Origin of the sequence: Pontibacter saemangeumensis, assembly GCF_039541895.1 — a bacterium.
GTDB lineage: Bacteria > Bacteroidota > Bacteroidia > Cytophagales > Hymenobacteraceae > Pontibacter > Pontibacter saemangeumensis.
On sequence record NZ_BAABHC010000004.1, the window covers coordinates 357,028 to 375,011 of the forward strand.

A 17,984-nucleotide genomic window follows, 5' to 3' on the forward strand; every position below is an offset into this window, starting at 1 on the left:
AAAGCACAGTAGCAATCCATAAAATAACATTTGTTAAATTTGTGCTTCATCCATGGAGTTTAATTTGAATGTTAAGAGTTGCACATGTAGTTGAGTGTTTTGCGGCAGGAACGGCTCATTTCATAAATTTACTTACACAATATACCTCTTGTGAACATATAGTCATTCATGGGGAACGGGCAGATGAACTAAGTGCTGAAATTGTAAAGTCTAAATTCCCGAAAGGAACAAAATTTATCCATTGGCAAAATGTTCAGCGTGAAATCCGTCCTATTAAGGATTATAGAGCTTTAACAGAACTGATAAGCATTTTAAAAAATTTACCTGAAGTAGACATTGTACACCTGCACTCTTCTAAGGCTGGTTTTCTTGGACGAGCGGCCTGTCGTCTATTAGGATTTAATAATGTGATTTACACTCCTAATGGAGCGTCTTTCGCAAGAGCAGATATATCATCCTTCAAAAAATCGCTGTATGTTCTGCTTGAAAAAATTGCGGCTAAAATGTCGGGCCAGGTAGTTTGCTGTTCACACTCCGAATCTCTCAGCTTTAAAGATATTGGCATAGCTTCCACCTATATAAATAACGGAACGATCTTACCCAATACAGCTCTAGACAACATCAACTTTCCTATTAGTGAGGCAGATAATACGTTCACTATTGTTACCTGTGGTAGAGTAACTGAACAAAAAAACCCTAATCTTTTTAATCGAATAGCAGCCTACTATGAAGAGCAACATAGGGTTAAATTCGTTTGGATTGGGGAAGGTACCTCTGAGCAAAAAGCCCTCTTAAAAGCAAATAATATTTATCTTACTGGTTGGTTGCCAAAGAATGAGGTAGACCATATTATCAGTCGTGCGGATTTATATATCTCAACTTCATTATGGGAGGGTCTGCCTTTTTCTGTGCTGGAGGCTTTGAGCTTAGGTAAATGTCTCCTGTTAACAAACTGTGTTGGCAATGTAGACCTTGTACAGGAGGCTCATAACGGTTATACTTTTGATAAAGCAGAAGAAGCGATAGCTCGGATTGATTGGTTTCTACAAAACAGAGAGGCCCTTCAGATCATGGGGCAAAAGTCTATGAAATTGAGCGCAGACAAGTTTGATATCAGAAAGGTGTCAAAACTGTACCAGGAGCTGTACTCTAAGTTATCCGCACCTAAATCCATGGATAATTAATATGGTTCAAATAAATTTATTTGTTAAACCCTGTATAAAATCCCTGACGTGATGCATCCGCTTGAAGGAGGTTATGGTTTGCACAAGTCCGAATCAGACGGAGATCAGGCTATACTGGTTTCCATAATCACGATAGTGTTCAATGGGGAAAAGTACTTAGAGCATACAATAAAAAGTGTGCTCGCACAGAGCTACAAAAATATTGAGTATATCATTGTAGATGGTGGCTCCACTGACAGTACGGTTGAAATTATCCGGAAATATGAGAAAAAGATTGCGTTTTGGAGAAGCGAGCCGGATAACGGAATCAGCGATGCTTTCAACAAAGGCATCGCACTCGCTTCGGGTGAAATAATAGGAATATTAAATGCCGATGATTGGTATGAACCAGATGCTGTATCACAGATAATTAGCCACTATAGGTATGATAGTGTTTTACATGGCAATAAACAATATTGGAATGAGGATGGCAGCAAGGGGCCAAAGTCAAAACCCAATTTAGCAATACTTCCCTTGGAAATGAGTCTGAACCACCCCACTGTCTTTGTGAGCCGTAGTTTGTATAAAAAACATGGCACATTTGATACCAGATATAAACTGGCTATGGATTATCATCTTTTGCTCCGTCTCTATCAGAAAGGCGTTAATTTTATCTATGTAAACCATATAATAACCAATATGAGAGTAGGTGGTGTTTCTGCTGATATAGTTGGTTGCTACAGAGAAGTTTTACAAGTTAAAAATGAGGTGCTGGGTCCTAAAATTGGTAACAAGCTTTACTTCTACTGGACTTTGCTGAGGTATAACACTTCGAGGATTCTTGCTGGAACCCCACTCGCATTTTTAAACAAGTTTTACAGAACACATATATCGTCAGTCAAAAAGCAGTATTGAAGCTGTAAAATATTTTTGGTTTCTTTAGTACAGCGAGGATACTCTGATACTTTGCCCAAATGATTAAGCATAATGCGCTTTACAGTAAATTGTTTTAACTTATTCCTCTTTCTGTTCTTTCTGTTCCTGAATCTACAGACACTCTCACTCACCGGCTGGATGGAGGATGAAGCGTCTTCAGTCAAAGTTTATCATTTTTTCTCTCTCTTATTTATTCCCTGCCTGTTCTTAAGACCGAAGACTGGATTAACAAAAATACCCTTATTCATTTTTGAATATTTTGCAGGTATTACGCTTATCTCTCTTCTACTGTTCCTGGTGTATCCTTTCAATAAACTCCTGATTAACCACTTATTTACCTTTTACGCATTTTTTATAGGTTATTACATTGCAGGGGCTATTACGCAGGAAGATATTATAAGCATGCTTCAGAAAGCTGCCTTAGTCGTTTTCATCATTATCGTAGGAAAGCTGTTTTTTCACATCCCTGAAATTAGAAGCTTTATGCAAGCGCCTGACGGACACCCTGCTATTTATACTATATATGGAGGAGGAACAAATTTAGAGTCTACCTGGCTGGGTTTAAACGTTGCTCTCTTTATCAACAGGAAAAAACTGTTTTATGTACTTCTCTCATTAACGTTGATGGTAAGTATTATTTATGCTTCGAGGGTAGGCGTGGTGATTGCGATGCTGGTGGCTGGATTCAAATTTATATCTGTTGCCACTTCCAAAACGGAAAGACGTGCTATCATAGCTTTAGCCTTTTTTGCGGCATTAGCCTTTATTATATTTATAGACTTCGATAATTTAGCTGAAAAAGTATATACCCTCAAACGTTTCTCAGAGTTCGGTGACAGTTCAGACAAAGGCATGGCAGGCAGGTTTGCCATGTGGCGCTACTATGGTACAGCCCTATGGGAAAGCAAGCTATTGGGTTATGGTGCCGGCAATGGTATGTATGCCATAGAATCAGTTTCAGGTAACGATTATCCCGAGGACAATCTGCATAACCTGTATTTACAACTTTTGATAGAATTTGGAATTGTTGGTTTCCTCTTATATATGCTTACTGTATATAACGTGAGTATCAAGGCCATAAAGTCGCATTTTATCAACCCGATAGGAATAATACTGCTGGTATATTTCGTAGCTTCACTCATCCAGTTTAGAGGCACTGACGCTATCATCTGGCTTTATATGGGCCTATTTCTAAAAAACGAAGCTAATCAAAAAATGGCATTAAATGAATAGCGATATTGTCATACTCATCCCTCATTTTAATAATCCGTCCGGGCTAGAGATTTCTTTGCGTTCTATTAGGTCTCCCCATCCGCTGGATGTGTTGGTGGTGGATGACGGAAGTGTTATGAAGCCGGATGAGTCTAATCTTCTTCATTTATTTAGAGACGAACTTAAGATTCATTTTATTTATAACAGTGTAAATGAAGGCATAGAACGGACGCTCAACAATGGCTTACGCTATATTCAGGACCACTTGATGAACAAGTATATAGCCAGGCTAGACTGCGGAGATACGTGCGCTCCTGACCGGTTTATCAGGCAGAAAGAATGGCTGGATGCACATCCTGACATTTACCTCATAGGTTCGTGGGTAGAGTTTGTTGATGAGAAAGGCAAAAAGATTTACACTTACAAAGCTCCTTCAGAACATCATGAAATTGTTAAGAACATGTATGTTAAATGCAGCTTCATCCATCCATCTGTGATGTTTAGAACAGAAGCCCTAAAAGAAATCGGATTATATCCTTTAAGCTTTAAAGCAGCTGAAGATTATGCTTTCTTCTTTGAATTTGTTAGAAAATATAAGACACATATCATCCCTAAGGTTCTAACTTACTGTGAGCTAAATCCTAAAGGAATATCAAGGATGAAGCGCCACGAACAGCAGAAAAGTAAAATAAAGATCCTTATAAAGAACTGGTCTCCCACCCCATATTTTTTATTAGGGATTATAAGAAACTATATAATACTTTTAATGCCATATAGCCTTGTGGCTAAAGCAAAGGCAATCTTATTAAAATGAGAGCAAGGAGTATTTCAATAATTGATTCTAACCTAATCCAAAAGTCATATCTACTAAGTTTCTATTTACTTTGTATAGCTATTTTCCTTCCCTATCAATTGGCGATAAATATTGCCATAGCTCTGCTTATCGTTGTTTGGCTGATAGAAGGCAATTTCAGAATTAAACTAAAAAAATTCATTTCCTCTCCACTGGCAATTGCAAGCGTTTTGCTCTTCCTGCTTTACGTGTGCGGACTATTGTATTCTAACAATATAGAGGCTGGAAGCAAATATCTCGAGACAAAAGCTTCCCTCCTCATTTTTCCTGTTATATTAAGTACAGCTACTTTAACTAAGGAATATATAATAAAAACAATTTATTTCTTTGCAGGATGCTGTCTCCTCTTTAGCTTGATTGCCCTCCTTTACCAAATTAAAGTTGTTCAAGACCTTGACGATGTAAATTATCTTTTTAGTGATGGCCTTGTGCTGATCTATAGTAAGCAGGCAGTTTATTATTCAATGTATGTCGCTTTTTCTATTTTGGTTTTGCTTGATAAGTTTTGGAAAGAGCGCAGCATTCGATTAACAATTAGAAAAGCAATTTACATTGTTGCCATAGGGTTCTTACTGCTCTTTTTGTTTCTATTAGCTTCCAGAACTTCTCTGATCGCTTTAGTGATGATTGTTGTCTCAACAGCCATTGTTATAGGAGCGCAAAAAGGAAATTTGAAAAGCGCAGTATTCGTGGTCTGTTCATTAATCCTGTTCTTTAGCTTATTATCCTTTTTTTTCCCGCAGACGCTTGCCAGGTTCAGTAGTTTAGGAAATTTGAGTTTTGATTTCCATAATCAGGCAAGTGAATATCACTTTGCATTTGTAAACGCTGAAAATAGTTGGAATGGGCTTAATTTAAGACTTGCTAAATGGATTTGCGCAATAGATGTGATCAAACAATACCCATGGATTGGAGTAGGAACGGGAGATATAAAGGATGAATTAGTTAAAGCATATATAGAAAGAGGTTTTATTTATGGGGCAGAAAAAAGATTTGATCCTCACAACCAATTCTTTGAAACAGCAGTGGGAATTGGATTTGCTGGTCTTATAGTTTTATGCTTTTTTTACTTTAATGCCCTTTATGAAGCGATAAAGTCTAAACATTGGCTATTTACGGCCTTCCTTTTGCTGATCATCTTTTGTTCTCTTACAGAATCCGTTTTAAGTAGTTCTCAAGGTATAATTTTTATATGTTTCTTTGTGTTTATTTTTACGAGATTGATTGAAGTTGCAGAACAGTAATAATCTTCATTCATTTCGATTTTATACAAAAGCTTCTACTTTTATTCAAAACTGTGCCTGGTTTATATAATAAGTACATAAAATTAATTCACTCCTTGGGAGATTTAGCAGCGGTTACTACCTCTGCAGTTGCTGCAAATTTGCTTGTACAGGGCGAAATCAGCAACAATTCAAATTATAGCTATGGCACCTTCTTGCCTTTCTTTTTAGTAGCCTGGCTAATCTGCTCACTTTTACTAAAAACCTACAGATTCTATAGAGTGGCTCGAATAATGAGCCTGTTGATAGACGCTTTAAAAGCCATCTTTTTATATGTGCTGCTTCTGGAGGCTACTATTAATATAATTGATTACTTTTCATTTACAAGAGCTTTCCTGTTATATCACTACCTTATTTTATTAGCCACAGTACTCTTATGGCGGATTGCTGTAACTTATAGTTTGAGGTTTCTGCGCAGAAAAGGCTACAATTTAAAATGGGTGATTGTTGTTGGAAATGCAAAGACAGGTCATGATTTAAAAAGATTTTTCCTGACTCACCCGGAATACGGCTATAGGTTCCTGGGTTTTTTTGATGACAACTCATTCGATGACCCCCAGGTTTTAGGCAGAATAAGTGATGTGGAAAGATATGTGTTGGAAAAGGAGGTTGATGAAGTTTATTGTTGCGCCTATTCCATAAAGAAAGAGCAGGTAGAATCACTAATGGAGTTCTGTGACAATAACCTGGTAAGAATTAAATTTTTACCTGAACCAGGAAGTTTCAGCTATCAAAAACTGAAGCTTGATTTTTACGACATGCTTCCAATTCTGGTCGCTCGATCTATACCACTGGATGATGTTATAAATAAGACTTTGAAACGCGTATTTGACCTGATATTCTCGCTACTGGTCATCGTATTCATTCTATCCTGGTTTTTACCACTGCTCGCCTTGATCATTAAAATCGACTCTAAAGGGCCCGTTTTTTTTGGCCAAGAGCGATCAGGTATAAACAATAAAAAATTTATCTGCTGGAAGCTCCGCTCAATGTATGTCAACACTGAAGCTAATTCCCTGCTCGCGCGGCGAGGGGATTCCAGAATCACCCCTGTAGGCTCTTTCTTAAGAAAAACCAGCCTGGATGAGCTTCCGCAGTTCTTCAACGTATTCCTTGGGCAAATGTCGATTGTGGGGCCTAGGCCACACATGTTGAAAGCCAATGAAGAATACGCGCTCATAGCAGAAAAATACATGGTCCGTCACTTTATTAAACCAGGCGTAACAGGCCTTTCACAGGTACGGGGATACCGGGGGGATACCACCGAGGATTATCAGGTGCGCGGAAGGGTAAAGCTAGATATCTTTTATCTGGAGAACTGGTCTTTCACATTAGACCTAAAAATAATTTTTTATACAATCTATAATGTGTTTAAAGGAGATAAACACGCCTTTTAGACACGCCACCTCCAGCAACGCTTCACCAATTAACACCTACCTTTCCTAAGCTTTTACTAACTTGCGTCTGCAAACCTGCAAGCGCATGAGCAAAGAAAAACCATCTATACCAAAAGGAACACGTGATTTTGGCCCGGCTGTCGTGGTCAAACGAAATTATATATTCAGGGTGATCCGGCGCACCTTCGAGAAATTCGGATACCTGCCGCTTGAAACCCCCGCCATGGAGCAGCTGTCTGTACTGACCGGCAAATATGGCGAAGAGGGCGATCAACTTATCTTCAAAATCCTGAACTCCGGTGACTTCCTGGCCAAAACCTCTCCGCTGGATATAGAACAAGGGCACAAGCACCTGACACGGAAAGTGTCTGAAAAAGCACTCCGCTATGACCTCACGGTTCCGTTTGCCCGTTATGTGGTCATGAACCGGAATGAGATCACCTTTCCTTTTAAACGCTACCAGATACAGCCGGTATGGCGCGCCGACCGGCCACAGAAAGGCCGCTACCGGGAGTTTTACCAATGTGATGCCGACGTGGTGGGAACTAACTCCCTGCTGTGCGAAGCCGAAATCGTGCAGATGATCAATGAAGTGCTGACAACGCTGGGGCTGACGGATTTTGCTATCAAAATAAACCACCGCGGAATATTAGCGGGTATCGCTGAGGCCATCGGAGAGAAAGGGCGCGAAAGCGATATATGCGTAGCGATTGATAAATTGGATAAAGTCGGGCAGGAAGGCGTGCGGAAAGAGCTGCTGGAGCGCGGTATTTCGGAAGAGGCCGTAGCTAAATTGGAACCTTTATATGCGCTGGAGGGAAACAATGAAGCTATTTTAGAACAGCTTCAAGCCATTCTTGGGGAAACGGAAGAAGGGCAGCGCGGTCTGCAGGACCTGCGCGAGGTGTGGCAATACCTTAATAAGCTAAACAGCAAGGCCTTATCCACAGCTAACGAATCCGGTTATCCCAGGCTCATGTTGGATGCCACGCTGGCCCGCGGCCTCTCCTACTACACCGGCTGCATTTTTGAGGTGAAGGTAAACAACGTGAACATGGGCAGCATCAGCGGTGGCGGCCGCTACGACAACCTGACCGGCATGTTCGGGTTGCCCGGTGTATCTGGCGTAGGGTTCTCCTTCGGTGTGGACCGTATATATGATGTACTGGAAGAATTGCAGCTATTCCCGGACAGTAGCCAGGTGGGTACCAAAGTTTTACTCGTGCAGTTCGACAAACAATCTGAGGTATATGCACTCCCGGTGCTGCAGCGACTCCGGGACGCAGGCATCGCCTCTGAGCTATACCCTGAGCCGGCAAAACTAAAGAAGCAGATGGCATATGCCGACCAGAAAAACATCCCTTACGTGATCCTGATCGGCTCAGAAGAAATGGCCACTGGCAAGCTGAAGCTGCGTGATATGAAACTGGGTGAGCAGCAGGATCTGACGGTAGATGAGATACTTCATCACTTAACATAAAAGCATGCCCCACGTGCATTATATTTCAGGTGAGCACCTGAGCCTGGAGACAGTCGGAAAAATACTGCGGGAGCAGCAGACCCTGGCGTTGTCGGAGGAGGCGGAAAAGCGTATTGTGCAGTGCCATGAGTACCTCCAGACGAAAATCAGGACGACGGACCAAAGCATATACGGCATCAACACGGGCTTTGGGGCGCTTTACCAGAAGAAGATTTCTGCAACAAACCTGGAGCAGCTACAGCGCAACCTGATGATGTCTCATGCCTGCGGCACGGGTGCGGAAGTTCCGCAGGAAGTGGTGAAACTGATGCTCCTGCTCAAAATCCAGTCGTTGGCCTACGGCCACAGCGGTGTGCAGCTTAAAACAGTAAAGCGTCTGATTGACTTCTACAACCGGGAAGTTTACCCCATCGTGTACCAACTGGGCTCTTTGGGCGCAAGCGGCGACTTAGCTCCCCTGGCGCACCTGTGCCTGCCCCTGATCGGGATGGGCGAGGTAAGCTTCCAGGGATACAAACTGGCCAGCGAGCATGTGCATGACATGTTCAGTTGGGAGCCTGTTACCTTAAAAGCAAAAGAGGGACTGGCGTTATTAAATGGCACGCAGTTTATGGCCGCCTACGGTGTGTTGGCGCTGCTGCAGGCCCAAAGGCTGTCGCGGCAGGCAGACGTGATCGGCGCGCTTTCATTGGATGTGTTTGATGGTGGGCTGGAGCCTTTCGATGCGTTGATACATCGCCTGCGCCCACACAAAGGGCAGATAGAAACGGCGGCGGCAGTGCGCGCACTCCTGGAAGGGAGTGAACTGATGCAGCAGGAGAAGCAGCACGTGCAGGACCCCTACTCGTTCCGGTGCATGCCGCAGGTGCACGGCGCCACAAAGCAAACCCTTGCCTATGCAGCGGAAGTTTTTACCACTGAGATTAACTCGGTGACCGACAACCCAAATGTATTCCCGGAGGAAGACGCGATCTTATCCGGAGGGAATTTCCATGGGCAACCGCTGGCGCTGGCGCTGGATTTTATGGCCATCGCGCTGGCGGAGCTGGGCAACATCTCCGAGCGGCGTACTTATCAGCTTATATCCGGCCTCAGAGGGTTGCCGGAGTTCCTGGTGGCAGAGCCGGGGCTTAACTCAGGCTTCATGATCAGCCAGTACACAGCGGCCTCCATCGTAAGCCAGAGCAAGCAACTCTGCACCCCCGCCTCCGTCGACTCCATCACCTCCTCCAATAACCAGGAAGACCATGTGAGCATGGGCGCCAACGCGGCCACAAAACTGTACCAGGTCGTGCATAACGTGGAGCGGGTGCTGGCTATCGAACTGCTGCACGCGGCGCAGGCGCTGGATTTCCGACATCCCTTTAAGTCTTCTCCTGTTCTGGAGAGCCTGGTGGCGGACTACCGGCAGAAAGTGTCTTTTGTCTCCACAGACCGTGTGCTGCACAACGACATCCTCGCCAGCATCACGTTTCTGCGGGAGCACCCATTCTAACTGTTGCTGCCTGTGATTTATATATGGCAAGTAGTCGCTACTTGCTGTAATTCACAGAAACTTCGATGCAGCTTAACAAGGTGGCAAGCATATATAAAAGGTGAAAAATGCGTTATGGCAATCAGTTAACGTGGCACTGCAGTAGCTTTCGGGTAATGAGGGTTTTACTCTTTTGCTTCTTATCTTCATCCAGCGCCTCAACCAGGTATATATAGTTGAAACTGTTACTGTACATATGGCTCCTATTTAGCGCCGGCACAGCATGGGCGCAGGCTGATGAGAAGTGCTTTAAAGCATACGACCAACAGGGGGATGCGGTAAAAGTGCTATGCGTGGGACAGGAGTATGCGTTCCAGGATTGCGACAATGTCGTGCCTGACGCAAACGAGTATTATGTCTTTGATTATAGGAAAGGCACGCCGATCACGAACGCTTCAGATGACCAGCGGCATACCTTTACCACTCCCGGCACCTACAGGGTGCTACAGGTTGCAAACTATGGCAGCAACACCCTTACCGACACGGTTTCGGTCGTGTTTGAGGTGAAAGAATCCCCCGCCCCTGCCTTCACCACCCAACGCTGTGCCGGTGGCGCAGTCACGGTCATCCTAACAGACGATAACTACAGCAGCTATACCATCCGTTTCGGGGATGCCAGGCAAGTGACCGGTGCCGCGCCCGGAAGTGTTGTGCAGCATCGCTACGCAAACGCTGGCTCCTATACACTTACCGTGTCCGGTTCCTACACCGGTGGCACCTGTACTGGAGAAAGCACTGCCGAAATAATAACCTTGCCAACCGCCCCTGCCCCCTTCGTGCACAACCTCACCGTGCTGCAACAGGCAGTCAGCGGGCAGATTCAGGTAGAACTTGAGAACCTACAGCCTGGCTTTGATTACCTTGTGCAGCGCTGGGATATCGGGTCCGCAAGTCCCAGCTTCCTTACCATCGACACCCTCCGCACCATCACCCAGGCAACCTTCAGCCACCTCCTCCCGATTGTGAACAGCCAGGAAGGTACCTCCTACCGGGTGCTTCCTTATGATGCTTGCGGAAGTAAATTCATGCCTTCCAATGCGGTTAGCTCTATCGCTTTAGAAGTTACCTCTGAGGAAGAAGAGGCCATCTTAAAGTGGCAGAGCGTGCCGCATGCGCAGCGATTTGAGATATATAGAAACGGTGCTTTGCTTCAAACACTGGGCGCTTCAACCAACCAGTTCACAGATACTGCGGTAAATTGCGGTCAGACCTATATATATGCGTTACGCGGCATTGCCTCCGACGGAAGCATCTCTGCCTCTGCGCCCAAAGAAGTGCAGGTGGTTTCTACGGCTGCTCCTGCCGCTCCCTACCTGTTCGCATCGTATACCCTGAACAATGAGGTGGAACTAAGCCTGGAGTTGCCGCAAAACGAGATGGCCCAGCAGATAAGCTATGAGCGCAGCACTTCAGGGAGTGCCTACCAGGCGCTTGCGCAGGGACAGCAGGCCATTCATACAGATGCTGTGCCCGCAGCTGCTTCGCATTGCTACCGCGCCGGTTTTACCAATGCCTGCGGCAACACCTCCTCGCTTAGTAATGTGGCCTGCCCCATTTTCCTGGAGGTCAGGATGCAAGGCGACGGGGCTGCCGTTGTGCTGGAATGGACAAAGTATGAGGGCTTCCCCAACGGCGTCAGACAGTATACGGTGGAGTTGCTTGACGAAAGCGATCTTGTGGTGAAAAGCTATACTGCCACCGGCACTACCTACACCGACCGCGCCCTTAGCGACGACCAGCCACAACTGCGCTACCGGATAAAAGGAACTGCAAGTAATGGCAGCAGCACCTATTCTAATGTGGCTGTGATAGATCAGGAAATTACCTTGCATATACCCAGCGGGTTTACCCCAAACGGCGATGGACTAAATGACATCCTGGAGGTAAAAGGGCGCTTCTTCAACAGCTACAGCATTCGTATATATAACAACCTCGGGCACGTAATATATGAAGGCACCGCTGCAGATGCCGGATGGGACGGCACCTATAAAGGGGAACTGCAACCGGCAGGCGCCTATGCCTACGAAATTACGGCCGCAGCTGATTCTGGTGCTAAGCGCCGCCGCACGGGCACGGTTACGCTTCTCAGGTGAGCCAATTGTACAGCAGGTACAGTCTGTGGGTTAAATTACATACATGCTATATAGCGAGCGAACATCACCTCTGTTCCTGTTAATAGAAGTATGATTGCGTATATTTGCAGATGCGACAGGTATCAGAGGCCTGTCGTCTTAAAGTACATTTACAACTAAAACAGGAAACTATGTTTGATATGTTCGGCATGATGGGCAAAATGAAAGAGGTCCAGGCCAAGATAAAGGAAGCGCAGGAGAAACTGAAGGATATAACCGTAACCGCCGAGTCGGGTGCCGGCCTGGTGAAAGCCACCGTTGACGGACAGCGAAAACTGCTGAAAATTGAAATTGACGAAACGATCATGAACGTCGGTGACCGGGAGATGGTGAACGACCTGGTGGTGGCCGCTGTGAACAACGCGATGCTTACTGCCGCGGAACGCGCCCAGGAGGAAATGAAAAAACAAACTGAAGGCCTGCTGCCCAACATACCCGGCTTAGACTTAGGGAGCTTTGGCCTATAACCCCTCCCATACGGCTGTTGTCATCCTCAACTGGAACGGCCTGCGGTTTTTAAAGGAGTTTCTGCCTTCGGTGGTGGCTCATAGCGGCGGCTGCGAGGTGATTGTGGCCGATAATGCCTCTACAGACGGCTCCATTGCTTTTTTAAAGGCGCACTTCCCAGAGGTGCGCCTTATTTTGCTTTCGGAGAACTTCGGTTTCTGCGAGGGCTATAACCAGGCGCTGCGGCAGGTGGAGGCGACCTATTATGTGCTGCTAAACTCTGATGTAGCGGTTCCGCCCGGCTGGATGAAGCCCGTGATCAGCCTGATGGATGCCGATGAAAGTATCGCGGTTTGTCAGCCTAAGATACTTTCGCAGCAACACCCGCATTTTTTTGAATACGCCGGTGCGGGAGGCGGCTTGTTGGATGCCCTTGGGTATCCTTATTGCCGTGGCCGTTTATTTGAGAAGCTGGAGGAAGACAAAGGGCAATATAATGATGTGCGGGAGATTTTCTGGGCCTCCGGCGCCTGCATGTTTGTGCGGGCTGAGGTATATAGAGCGCTGGGAGGACTGGAGCCCGCATTTTTCGCGCACATGGAAGAGATCGACTTTTGCTGGCGTGCCAAGTTGGCGGGGTATAAAGTGCTGTACAACGGGCAGTGTGCTGTCTACCACGTAGGCGGAGGCACGCTGCACAAGTCAAACCCACGCAAGACGTACCTTAACTTCCGGAACGGCCTTGCGCTGCTCTACAAGAACATACCCCAGAAAGAGCTCATGTCTACGCTCCTGCTACGCGTACTGCTGGACTGGGTGGCGGCGCTGCGCATGGTGATGGCCGGGCAGACAAAGGATGCGAAAGCTGTGCTGGATGCGCACCTGGACCTGTTCCTTAACAGGGGCTACTGGCGCAGCCGCAGGCAGGTGCAGCGGCAGAAAGGGGATTTCCCGGATATGCCGGGCGTTTACAGGGGCAGTATTGTATGGCAATACTTTGTGCGGCAAAAACGTACCGTGCAGGAGCTATAGATCCCAGACCGTGCTCCGCTCCCGGCGCAGGCTTTTCTGCACATTCATCCAGAAAGCGAGCATCAGGTACAGCAGCACCGGAGAGCCCATGGTGAGAAAAGAAAGGTATATGAACGACAAACGGATGCTGCTGGTGGCAATGCCCAGCTTCTCACCCAGCATCGTACACACCCCGAAAGCCTGAGATTCGATAAAGTACTGTAGACGCTTCATTTTATAGAAATTGAATGACTAATTTACGTGTTGTTTAGCAAAGGACAAAACAACGCCTGATCGGGTACAAATTATAAGGCTTTAAAACACCCCAGTAGAAGTACTTTTTACGATCGATGAGAATAACAGGATATGAATCAGTACAAAATAAACAAAACATTAATACTGTTCCTCACCCTTTCTCTGGGCGTTAGCGGCAGCGGGTGCACCTTGCAGCGCATGGTGCAGACGGCCGAAAAGAAGCAGGTCGTGACTGTAACACCTAACCCTCTGGCAGCCAATGGTCAGTCTGTTAACTTCGAATTGGTGGCACAAGTTCCTGAAAAGCTTATCCGGGAAAAACAAACCTACAAACTGGACATCTATTACGAGTATGACAGTAAGCGGGAGAACGTGGCTACATACAGCTTCCGGTTCGGGGAGTTTATATATGAAGGCGGTATGCCCACTGTAATCCGGCAACTGTCTTTTCCTTATGCACCCGAAAAAAACCCGGGGCGCCTGATGGTACAGGGCCAGGCCATCGACAACGAAGACGGGGATGTGCGCTACACCAAAGCAAAGGAGGTGGCGGCCGGCCTCGTCACCACGCCGCTGTTGCTGGTGCGCAGCAACGACTTCGGCTTTATACCGGATACCTACCAGGAGAAGGCAAGTCAGCCCGGCAAAGTTACTTTTTACTTTGACGAGAATAAAAGCACCCTCAGCAACAACCTCGGTGCAAACTTGCAGGTGCTGGAACAGTACGTCCTGGACAATGTCAGCAGCCAGCAAATCACCATCACGGCCACCCAGTCTCCAGATGAAACCAATGCGAATCTGGCGCAGAAACGCACAGAGGCCCTGGAGGACCTCTACCGCCAGAAACTGAATACCCTCGATTATAGCGGCAAGAAAGTCAGTATCAAGACCCGTGCGGAAAAAGCGGGCAACGAAGTACTGTTACAGAAACTACAGGCCTCCCCCATCGCGAAGCAGGAAAAGAAGGAGGCCATCGGCATCCTCCACAGCAACCGCAGCCAGCAGGAGAAACTCCGCGCGCTGCAACAGTCGCCTGTTTATGCTTATATAGAGGAATATATATACCCCAGCATGCGGGCTGCCCAGGTAGAGATCAACTACAACCGCAGCCGCAAGTCGGACTATGAGTTATATATATTGGCGAAGGAAATAGCGGAGGAAAAGCTGAATGCAGACGTGCTGACGGAAGAGGAACTGCAGTACGCCGCCACCCTCACCCCCCTGTTGGCTGAGAAGCGCAAATTTTACGAGGCCGCGGTGAAATCCACAGACAAGTGGCCGGCATATTACAATCTTGGTGTGGTATACAATGAAATGGCACGAAAAGAGTACCGGCAGGCGGCGAAGCAGGCGTTGCTGGCCCGCGCCATCCACAACCTTACGTACGCTGGCTTCCGAAGCCCCACCGCGCATGTATATTACAGCCTTGCCAGCGCCTATCACCAGCGTGGCGACATGCTGGAAGCGCTGCAGTATTACAATTATGCCCTTAAACTAGGCGGCGAGCAGAAAATGCTGCAGCAGGTCTTTGCCGACAAAGCGGCCCTGGAGATCGAAACCGGGCAGTATGATGAGGCCATCGCCAGCCTGCGCTATGCCGGGGACAGTTATCAAACCAATATGAACCTGGGCCTGAGCTACCTGCTGAAAGAGAATTATGAGGGCGCCCAGAAATACTATGCAAAGGCGTTGGAGCAAAAGCCAGATGACGCGCTTGCCTATTATAGCCTGGCCCTGATCGGGGCACGCACTAACGACGGGGAGATGCTGGAACAAAACCTGCGCAGGTCGGTCAGGTCCGACAACAGCTTTATGGAAAAAGCCATCAGCGACCGGGAGTTCGAGGCTTTCCGTGACAAGGCGGTTTACAAAGATGCGCTGCTCCGTTAAAAGGCGGACTATAAAAGAAGTAACTACATTGGAATTTGACAGACTTCTCTTAATTTTACCTGTAGAACAGAAGAATTAAAACATCATATATGCGAAGTATACAGTTTAGAGAAGCCCTGCGCGAAGCTTTGACGGAGGAAATGCGCCGCGATGAGCGTGTGTTTCTGATGGGAGAAGAAGTAGCCGAGTATAACGGGGCTTACAAAGTGAGCCAGGGCATGCTGGATGAATTTGGCCCGGAACGCGTGATCGACACTCCGATTGCTGAGCTTGGCTTTGCCGGAATCGGCGTGGGTGCCGCTATCAACGGTCTGCGCCCAGTCATCGAGTTCATGACCTTTAACTTCTCGCTGGTCGCCATTGACCAGGTCATAAACTCTGCCGCTAAGATCATGTCCATGTCTGGTGGCCAGTACAGTGCGCCCATGGTATTCCGCGGGCCGACCGGTAGCGCGGGCATGCTGTCTTCGCAGCACTCCCAGAACTTCGAGAACTGGTTTGCCAACACCCCGGGTCTTAAAGTTGTTGTTCCGTCTAACCCTTACGACGCTAAAGGCCTGCTGAAGTCTGCTATCCGCGACAACGACCCGGTTATCTTCATGGAGTCGGAGCAGATGTACGGCGACAAAGGCGAGGTGCCGGAAGAAGAGTACACCCTCCCGATCGGGGTTGCCGACATCAAGCGCGAAGGCACTGATGTGACCATCGTGTCGTTTGGCAAGATCATGAAGGTGGCACTGGCCGCTGCCGAAGAATTGGCCAAGGATGGCATCAGTGCGGAAGTGATTGACCTGCGCACGGTTCGCCCGATCGATTATAAAACGTTGATCGAGTCAGTGAAAAAGACGAACCGCATGGTGGTGGTGGAAGAAGCCTGGCCATTGGCCTCTATCTCTGCGGAGTTAGCTTACCACATCCAGAGCAACGCATTCGACTATATGGATGCCCCGGTCAAGCGCGTGACATGCCGCGATGTGCCGCTTCCTTACGCGCCAACATTAATTGAGGCTTCCCTGCCGAACGTGGAGCGCACCATTGAGGCGGTAAAGCACGTGATGTACCAGAAAGAAGCTTAATCCAGCACTGGTTATATATAAAAAACGAGGCACCTGCAGCAGGTGCCTCGTTTTTTTGTTTGTAATCTCTATAAAAATCAAGTTTCTTCTCTCAAAAAAAGCTGTTTCAATTACAAGCCTTTCTCCTTCAGAAGTAAAAGCCCTTGCTTCTGCGCTGAAATCAGCTCTCCGATTCCACCTCCTTCGTTTCTACTTTCACGGCATTGTCCTGTGGTTTGATGCCCCGGTCGTGCACGCGGGAATAAACCTGCGTAAACTCAGCGCCAAACAGGAAGATGATGGAGGCATAATACACCCATACCAGGATCAGGACAAGCGAGCCTGCAGCCCCATACGTATCCGCGAGAGGGTCGTGCTGGAAGTATATGTTCAGGATAAACTTCCCCGCAACAAACAGTATGGTAGTCACGAAGGCGCCTATCCACACATTACGCCACTTGATTTTTGCATCAGGCAGCACTTTGAAAATAGTGGCAAAAATCAGGACGCTCACCAGGATGGAGAGGACCAGGTTCGCCGCCGTGACGAGATAAACAGCCACACCCGTGAGCTGCTGCCGCAGGTAATCATATATCACCCCCATCACTATATCCACAGACAAAGACACCAGCAGCACGAATCCCAGGCTCACCACCAGCGCCAGCGAGAGCACCCTGTCCACCACAAGTTTCCACCAGCCCTTTTCCGGCTTTGCCCGCACTTCCCACATGGCATTGATCGAATCCTGGAGCGCCACGAAAACAGTAGTGGCCGTAAATATCATGGTCGCAACGCCCACAATGGTGCCGATCGTACTCGCCTCTGATTGGCTGGCGTTCTCGATAATGCTCTGAATCTGCTCGGCGCTGTTTCGGCCAATTATCCCGCCAATCTGATTCACCAGCTGGCCACGCACAGCTTCTTCTCCAAATGCCGCCCCTGCAATCCGGATGGTGATGATGAGCACGGCAGGAAGCGAGAAAATGGTATAAAAGCCGATGATGGCAGCATAATCAAGGGGTTTGTCATTTACAAAATCCTTGAAAGTCTCTTTTGTTATCTGCCAGTTAGTCTTAAATGACTCTTTCATATACTTACCCAGATTTGAATTGTATACCTTTTGATGCAAGTTGCTTAGGCTTCTAGTACGTCATATAAGCTAACCGGATGGGGGGAAAGAAAATCGCAGTCTATATATGGCACTGGCAGCTGTGAGGCTTGCTTTAGAAAATGGCATTATAGAACGCATCGCTCTCCTCTAAAAAACGATGCTTCTTTAATATTACGCTATTTCAACCCTGTATATATAGCCCTTTAGTGCCCGTCAAATAAAAGG

General features: G+C 47.0%; 15 protein-coding genes. 13 read left to right on the forward strand and 2 right to left on the reverse strand.

Features of this window, described 5'->3' with window-relative positions:
* The first annotated feature begins 68 nt into the window (after window positions 1–68).
* From ABD920_RS06180 to ABD920_RS06230, 11 genes are all read left to right on the forward strand, one after another.
* Entirely contained in the window at window positions 69–1,184 is a 1,116-nt protein-coding gene (locus ABD920_RS06180) for a glycosyltransferase (RefSeq protein WP_345157561.1), read from the forward strand.
* A 51-nt stretch (window positions 1,185–1,235) separates the two neighbouring features.
* Complete coding sequence (locus ABD920_RS06185; protein WP_345157563.1) at window positions 1,236–2,078, forward strand: glycosyltransferase family 2 protein; 843 nt, start codon at window positions 1,236–1,238, stop codon at window positions 2,076–2,078.
* 72 nt (window positions 2,079–2,150) lie between these two features.
* Entirely contained in the window at window positions 2,151–3,332 is a 1,182-nt protein-coding gene (locus ABD920_RS06190; RefSeq protein WP_345157565.1) for an O-antigen ligase family protein, read from the forward strand.
* A complete protein-coding gene (locus ABD920_RS06195; protein ID WP_345157566.1) occupies window positions 3,325–4,125 on the forward strand; it encodes a glycosyltransferase in 801 nt (266 codons plus the stop codon). Before ABD920_RS06190 ends, ABD920_RS06195 begins: the two co-directional genes overlap by 8 nt.
* A complete protein-coding gene (locus tag ABD920_RS06200; RefSeq protein WP_345157567.1) occupies window positions 4,122–5,408 on the forward strand; it encodes an O-antigen ligase family protein in 1,287 nt (428 codons plus the stop codon). The genes ABD920_RS06195 and ABD920_RS06200 overlap by 4 nt, the downstream gene beginning before the upstream one ends.
* Before the next feature lie 53 nt (window positions 5,409–5,461).
* Window positions 5,462–6,844, forward strand: a complete 1,383-nt coding sequence (locus ABD920_RS06205; RefSeq protein ID WP_345157568.1) for an undecaprenyl-phosphate glucose phosphotransferase — start codon at window positions 5,462–5,464, stop codon at window positions 6,842–6,844.
* Window positions 6,845–6,929: 85 nt separating this feature from the next.
* Entirely contained in the window at window positions 6,930–8,324 is a 1,395-nt protein-coding gene (gene hisS, locus ABD920_RS06210; protein ID WP_345157569.1) for a histidine--tRNA ligase, read from the forward strand.
* 4 nt (window positions 8,325–8,328) lie between these two features.
* Window positions 8,329–9,819: a histidine ammonia-lyase gene (gene hutH, locus ABD920_RS06215; protein WP_345157571.1), complete on the forward strand. Its 1,491-nt coding sequence runs from the start codon at window positions 8,329–8,331 to the stop codon at window positions 9,817–9,819.
* Between the two features lie 215 nt (window positions 9,820–10,034).
* On the forward strand, window positions 10,035–11,951 hold the full coding sequence (locus ABD920_RS06220) for a T9SS type B sorting domain-containing protein (RefSeq protein WP_345157574.1): 1,917 nt from the start codon (window positions 10,035–10,037) through the stop codon (window positions 11,949–11,951).
* A 170-nt stretch (window positions 11,952–12,121) separates the two neighbouring features.
* A complete protein-coding gene (locus tag ABD920_RS06225) occupies window positions 12,122–12,457 on the forward strand; it encodes a YbaB/EbfC family nucleoid-associated protein (protein ID WP_345157577.1) in 336 nt (111 codons plus the stop codon).
* A complete protein-coding gene (locus ABD920_RS06230; RefSeq protein ID WP_345157580.1) occupies window positions 12,447–13,469 on the forward strand; it encodes a glycosyltransferase family 2 protein in 1,023 nt (340 codons plus the stop codon). The genes ABD920_RS06225 and ABD920_RS06230 overlap by 11 nt, the downstream gene beginning before the upstream one ends.
* Here ABD920_RS06230 and ABD920_RS06235 read toward each other — a convergent pair.
* Window positions 13,464–13,682: a PspC domain-containing protein gene (locus tag ABD920_RS06235; protein ID WP_345157582.1), complete on the reverse strand. Its 219-nt coding sequence runs from the start codon at window positions 13,680–13,682 to the stop codon at window positions 13,464–13,466. The genes ABD920_RS06230 and ABD920_RS06235 overlap by 6 nt on opposite strands.
* A 132-nt stretch (window positions 13,683–13,814) precedes the next feature.
* Between ABD920_RS06235 and ABD920_RS06240 the strand changes: the two genes are divergently transcribed.
* Both ABD920_RS06240 and ABD920_RS06245 read left to right on the forward strand, forming a co-directional pair.
* Complete coding sequence (locus tag ABD920_RS06240; protein ID WP_345157584.1) at window positions 13,815–15,593, forward strand: tetratricopeptide repeat protein; 1,779 nt, start codon at window positions 13,815–13,817, stop codon at window positions 15,591–15,593.
* Between the two features lie 89 nt (window positions 15,594–15,682).
* Entirely contained in the window at window positions 15,683–16,669 is a 987-nt protein-coding gene (locus ABD920_RS06245) for a pyruvate dehydrogenase complex E1 component subunit beta (RefSeq protein WP_345157585.1), read from the forward strand.
* A gap of 160 nt (window positions 16,670–16,829) precedes the next feature.
* On the opposite strand, the gene ABD920_RS06250 is transcribed toward ABD920_RS06245, so the two are convergent.
* Window positions 16,830–17,738, reverse strand: coding sequence for a YihY/virulence factor BrkB family protein (locus tag ABD920_RS06250; protein WP_345157586.1), 909 nt, complete (start codon window positions 17,736–17,738; stop codon window positions 16,830–16,832).
* Window positions 17,739–17,984: the final 246 nt, after the last annotated feature.

What these genes read in the sequence shown, in the direction of transcription:
- ABD920_RS06240 (WP_345157584.1), top strand. Translation starts at nt 13,815, where the DNA reads ATGAATCAGTACAAAATAAACAAAACATTAATACTGTTCCTCACCCTT.
- ABD920_RS06190 (WP_345157565.1), top strand. Translation starts at nt 2,151, where the DNA reads ATGCGCTTTACAGTAAATTGTTTTAACTTATTCCTCTTTCTGTTCTTT.
- ABD920_RS06235 (WP_345157582.1), bottom strand. Translation starts at nt 13,682, where the DNA reads ATGAAGCGTCTACAGTACTTTATCGAATCTCAGGCTTTCGGGGTGTGT.
- hutH (WP_345157571.1), top strand. Translation starts at nt 8,329, where the DNA reads ATGCCCCACGTGCATTATATTTCAGGTGAGCACCTGAGCCTGGAGACA.
- ABD920_RS06200 (WP_345157567.1), top strand. Translation starts at nt 4,122, where the DNA reads ATGAGAGCAAGGAGTATTTCAATAATTGATTCTAACCTAATCCAAAAG.
- ABD920_RS06195 (WP_345157566.1), top strand. Translation starts at nt 3,325, where the DNA reads ATGAATAGCGATATTGTCATACTCATCCCTCATTTTAATAATCCGTCC.
- ABD920_RS06250 (WP_345157586.1), bottom strand. Translation starts at nt 17,738, where the DNA reads ATGAAAGAGTCATTTAAGACTAACTGGCAGATAACAAAAGAGACTTTC.
- hisS (WP_345157569.1), top strand. Translation starts at nt 6,930, where the DNA reads ATGAGCAAAGAAAAACCATCTATACCAAAAGGAACACGTGATTTTGGC.
- ABD920_RS06185 (WP_345157563.1), top strand. Translation starts at nt 1,236, where the DNA reads ATGCATCCGCTTGAAGGAGGTTATGGTTTGCACAAGTCCGAATCAGAC.
- ABD920_RS06180 (WP_345157561.1), top strand. Translation starts at nt 69, where the DNA reads ATGTTAAGAGTTGCACATGTAGTTGAGTGTTTTGCGGCAGGAACGGCT.
- ABD920_RS06245 (WP_345157585.1), top strand. Translation starts at nt 15,683, where the DNA reads ATGCGAAGTATACAGTTTAGAGAAGCCCTGCGCGAAGCTTTGACGGAG.
- ABD920_RS06225 (WP_345157577.1), top strand. Translation starts at nt 12,122, where the DNA reads ATGTTTGATATGTTCGGCATGATGGGCAAAATGAAAGAGGTCCAGGCC.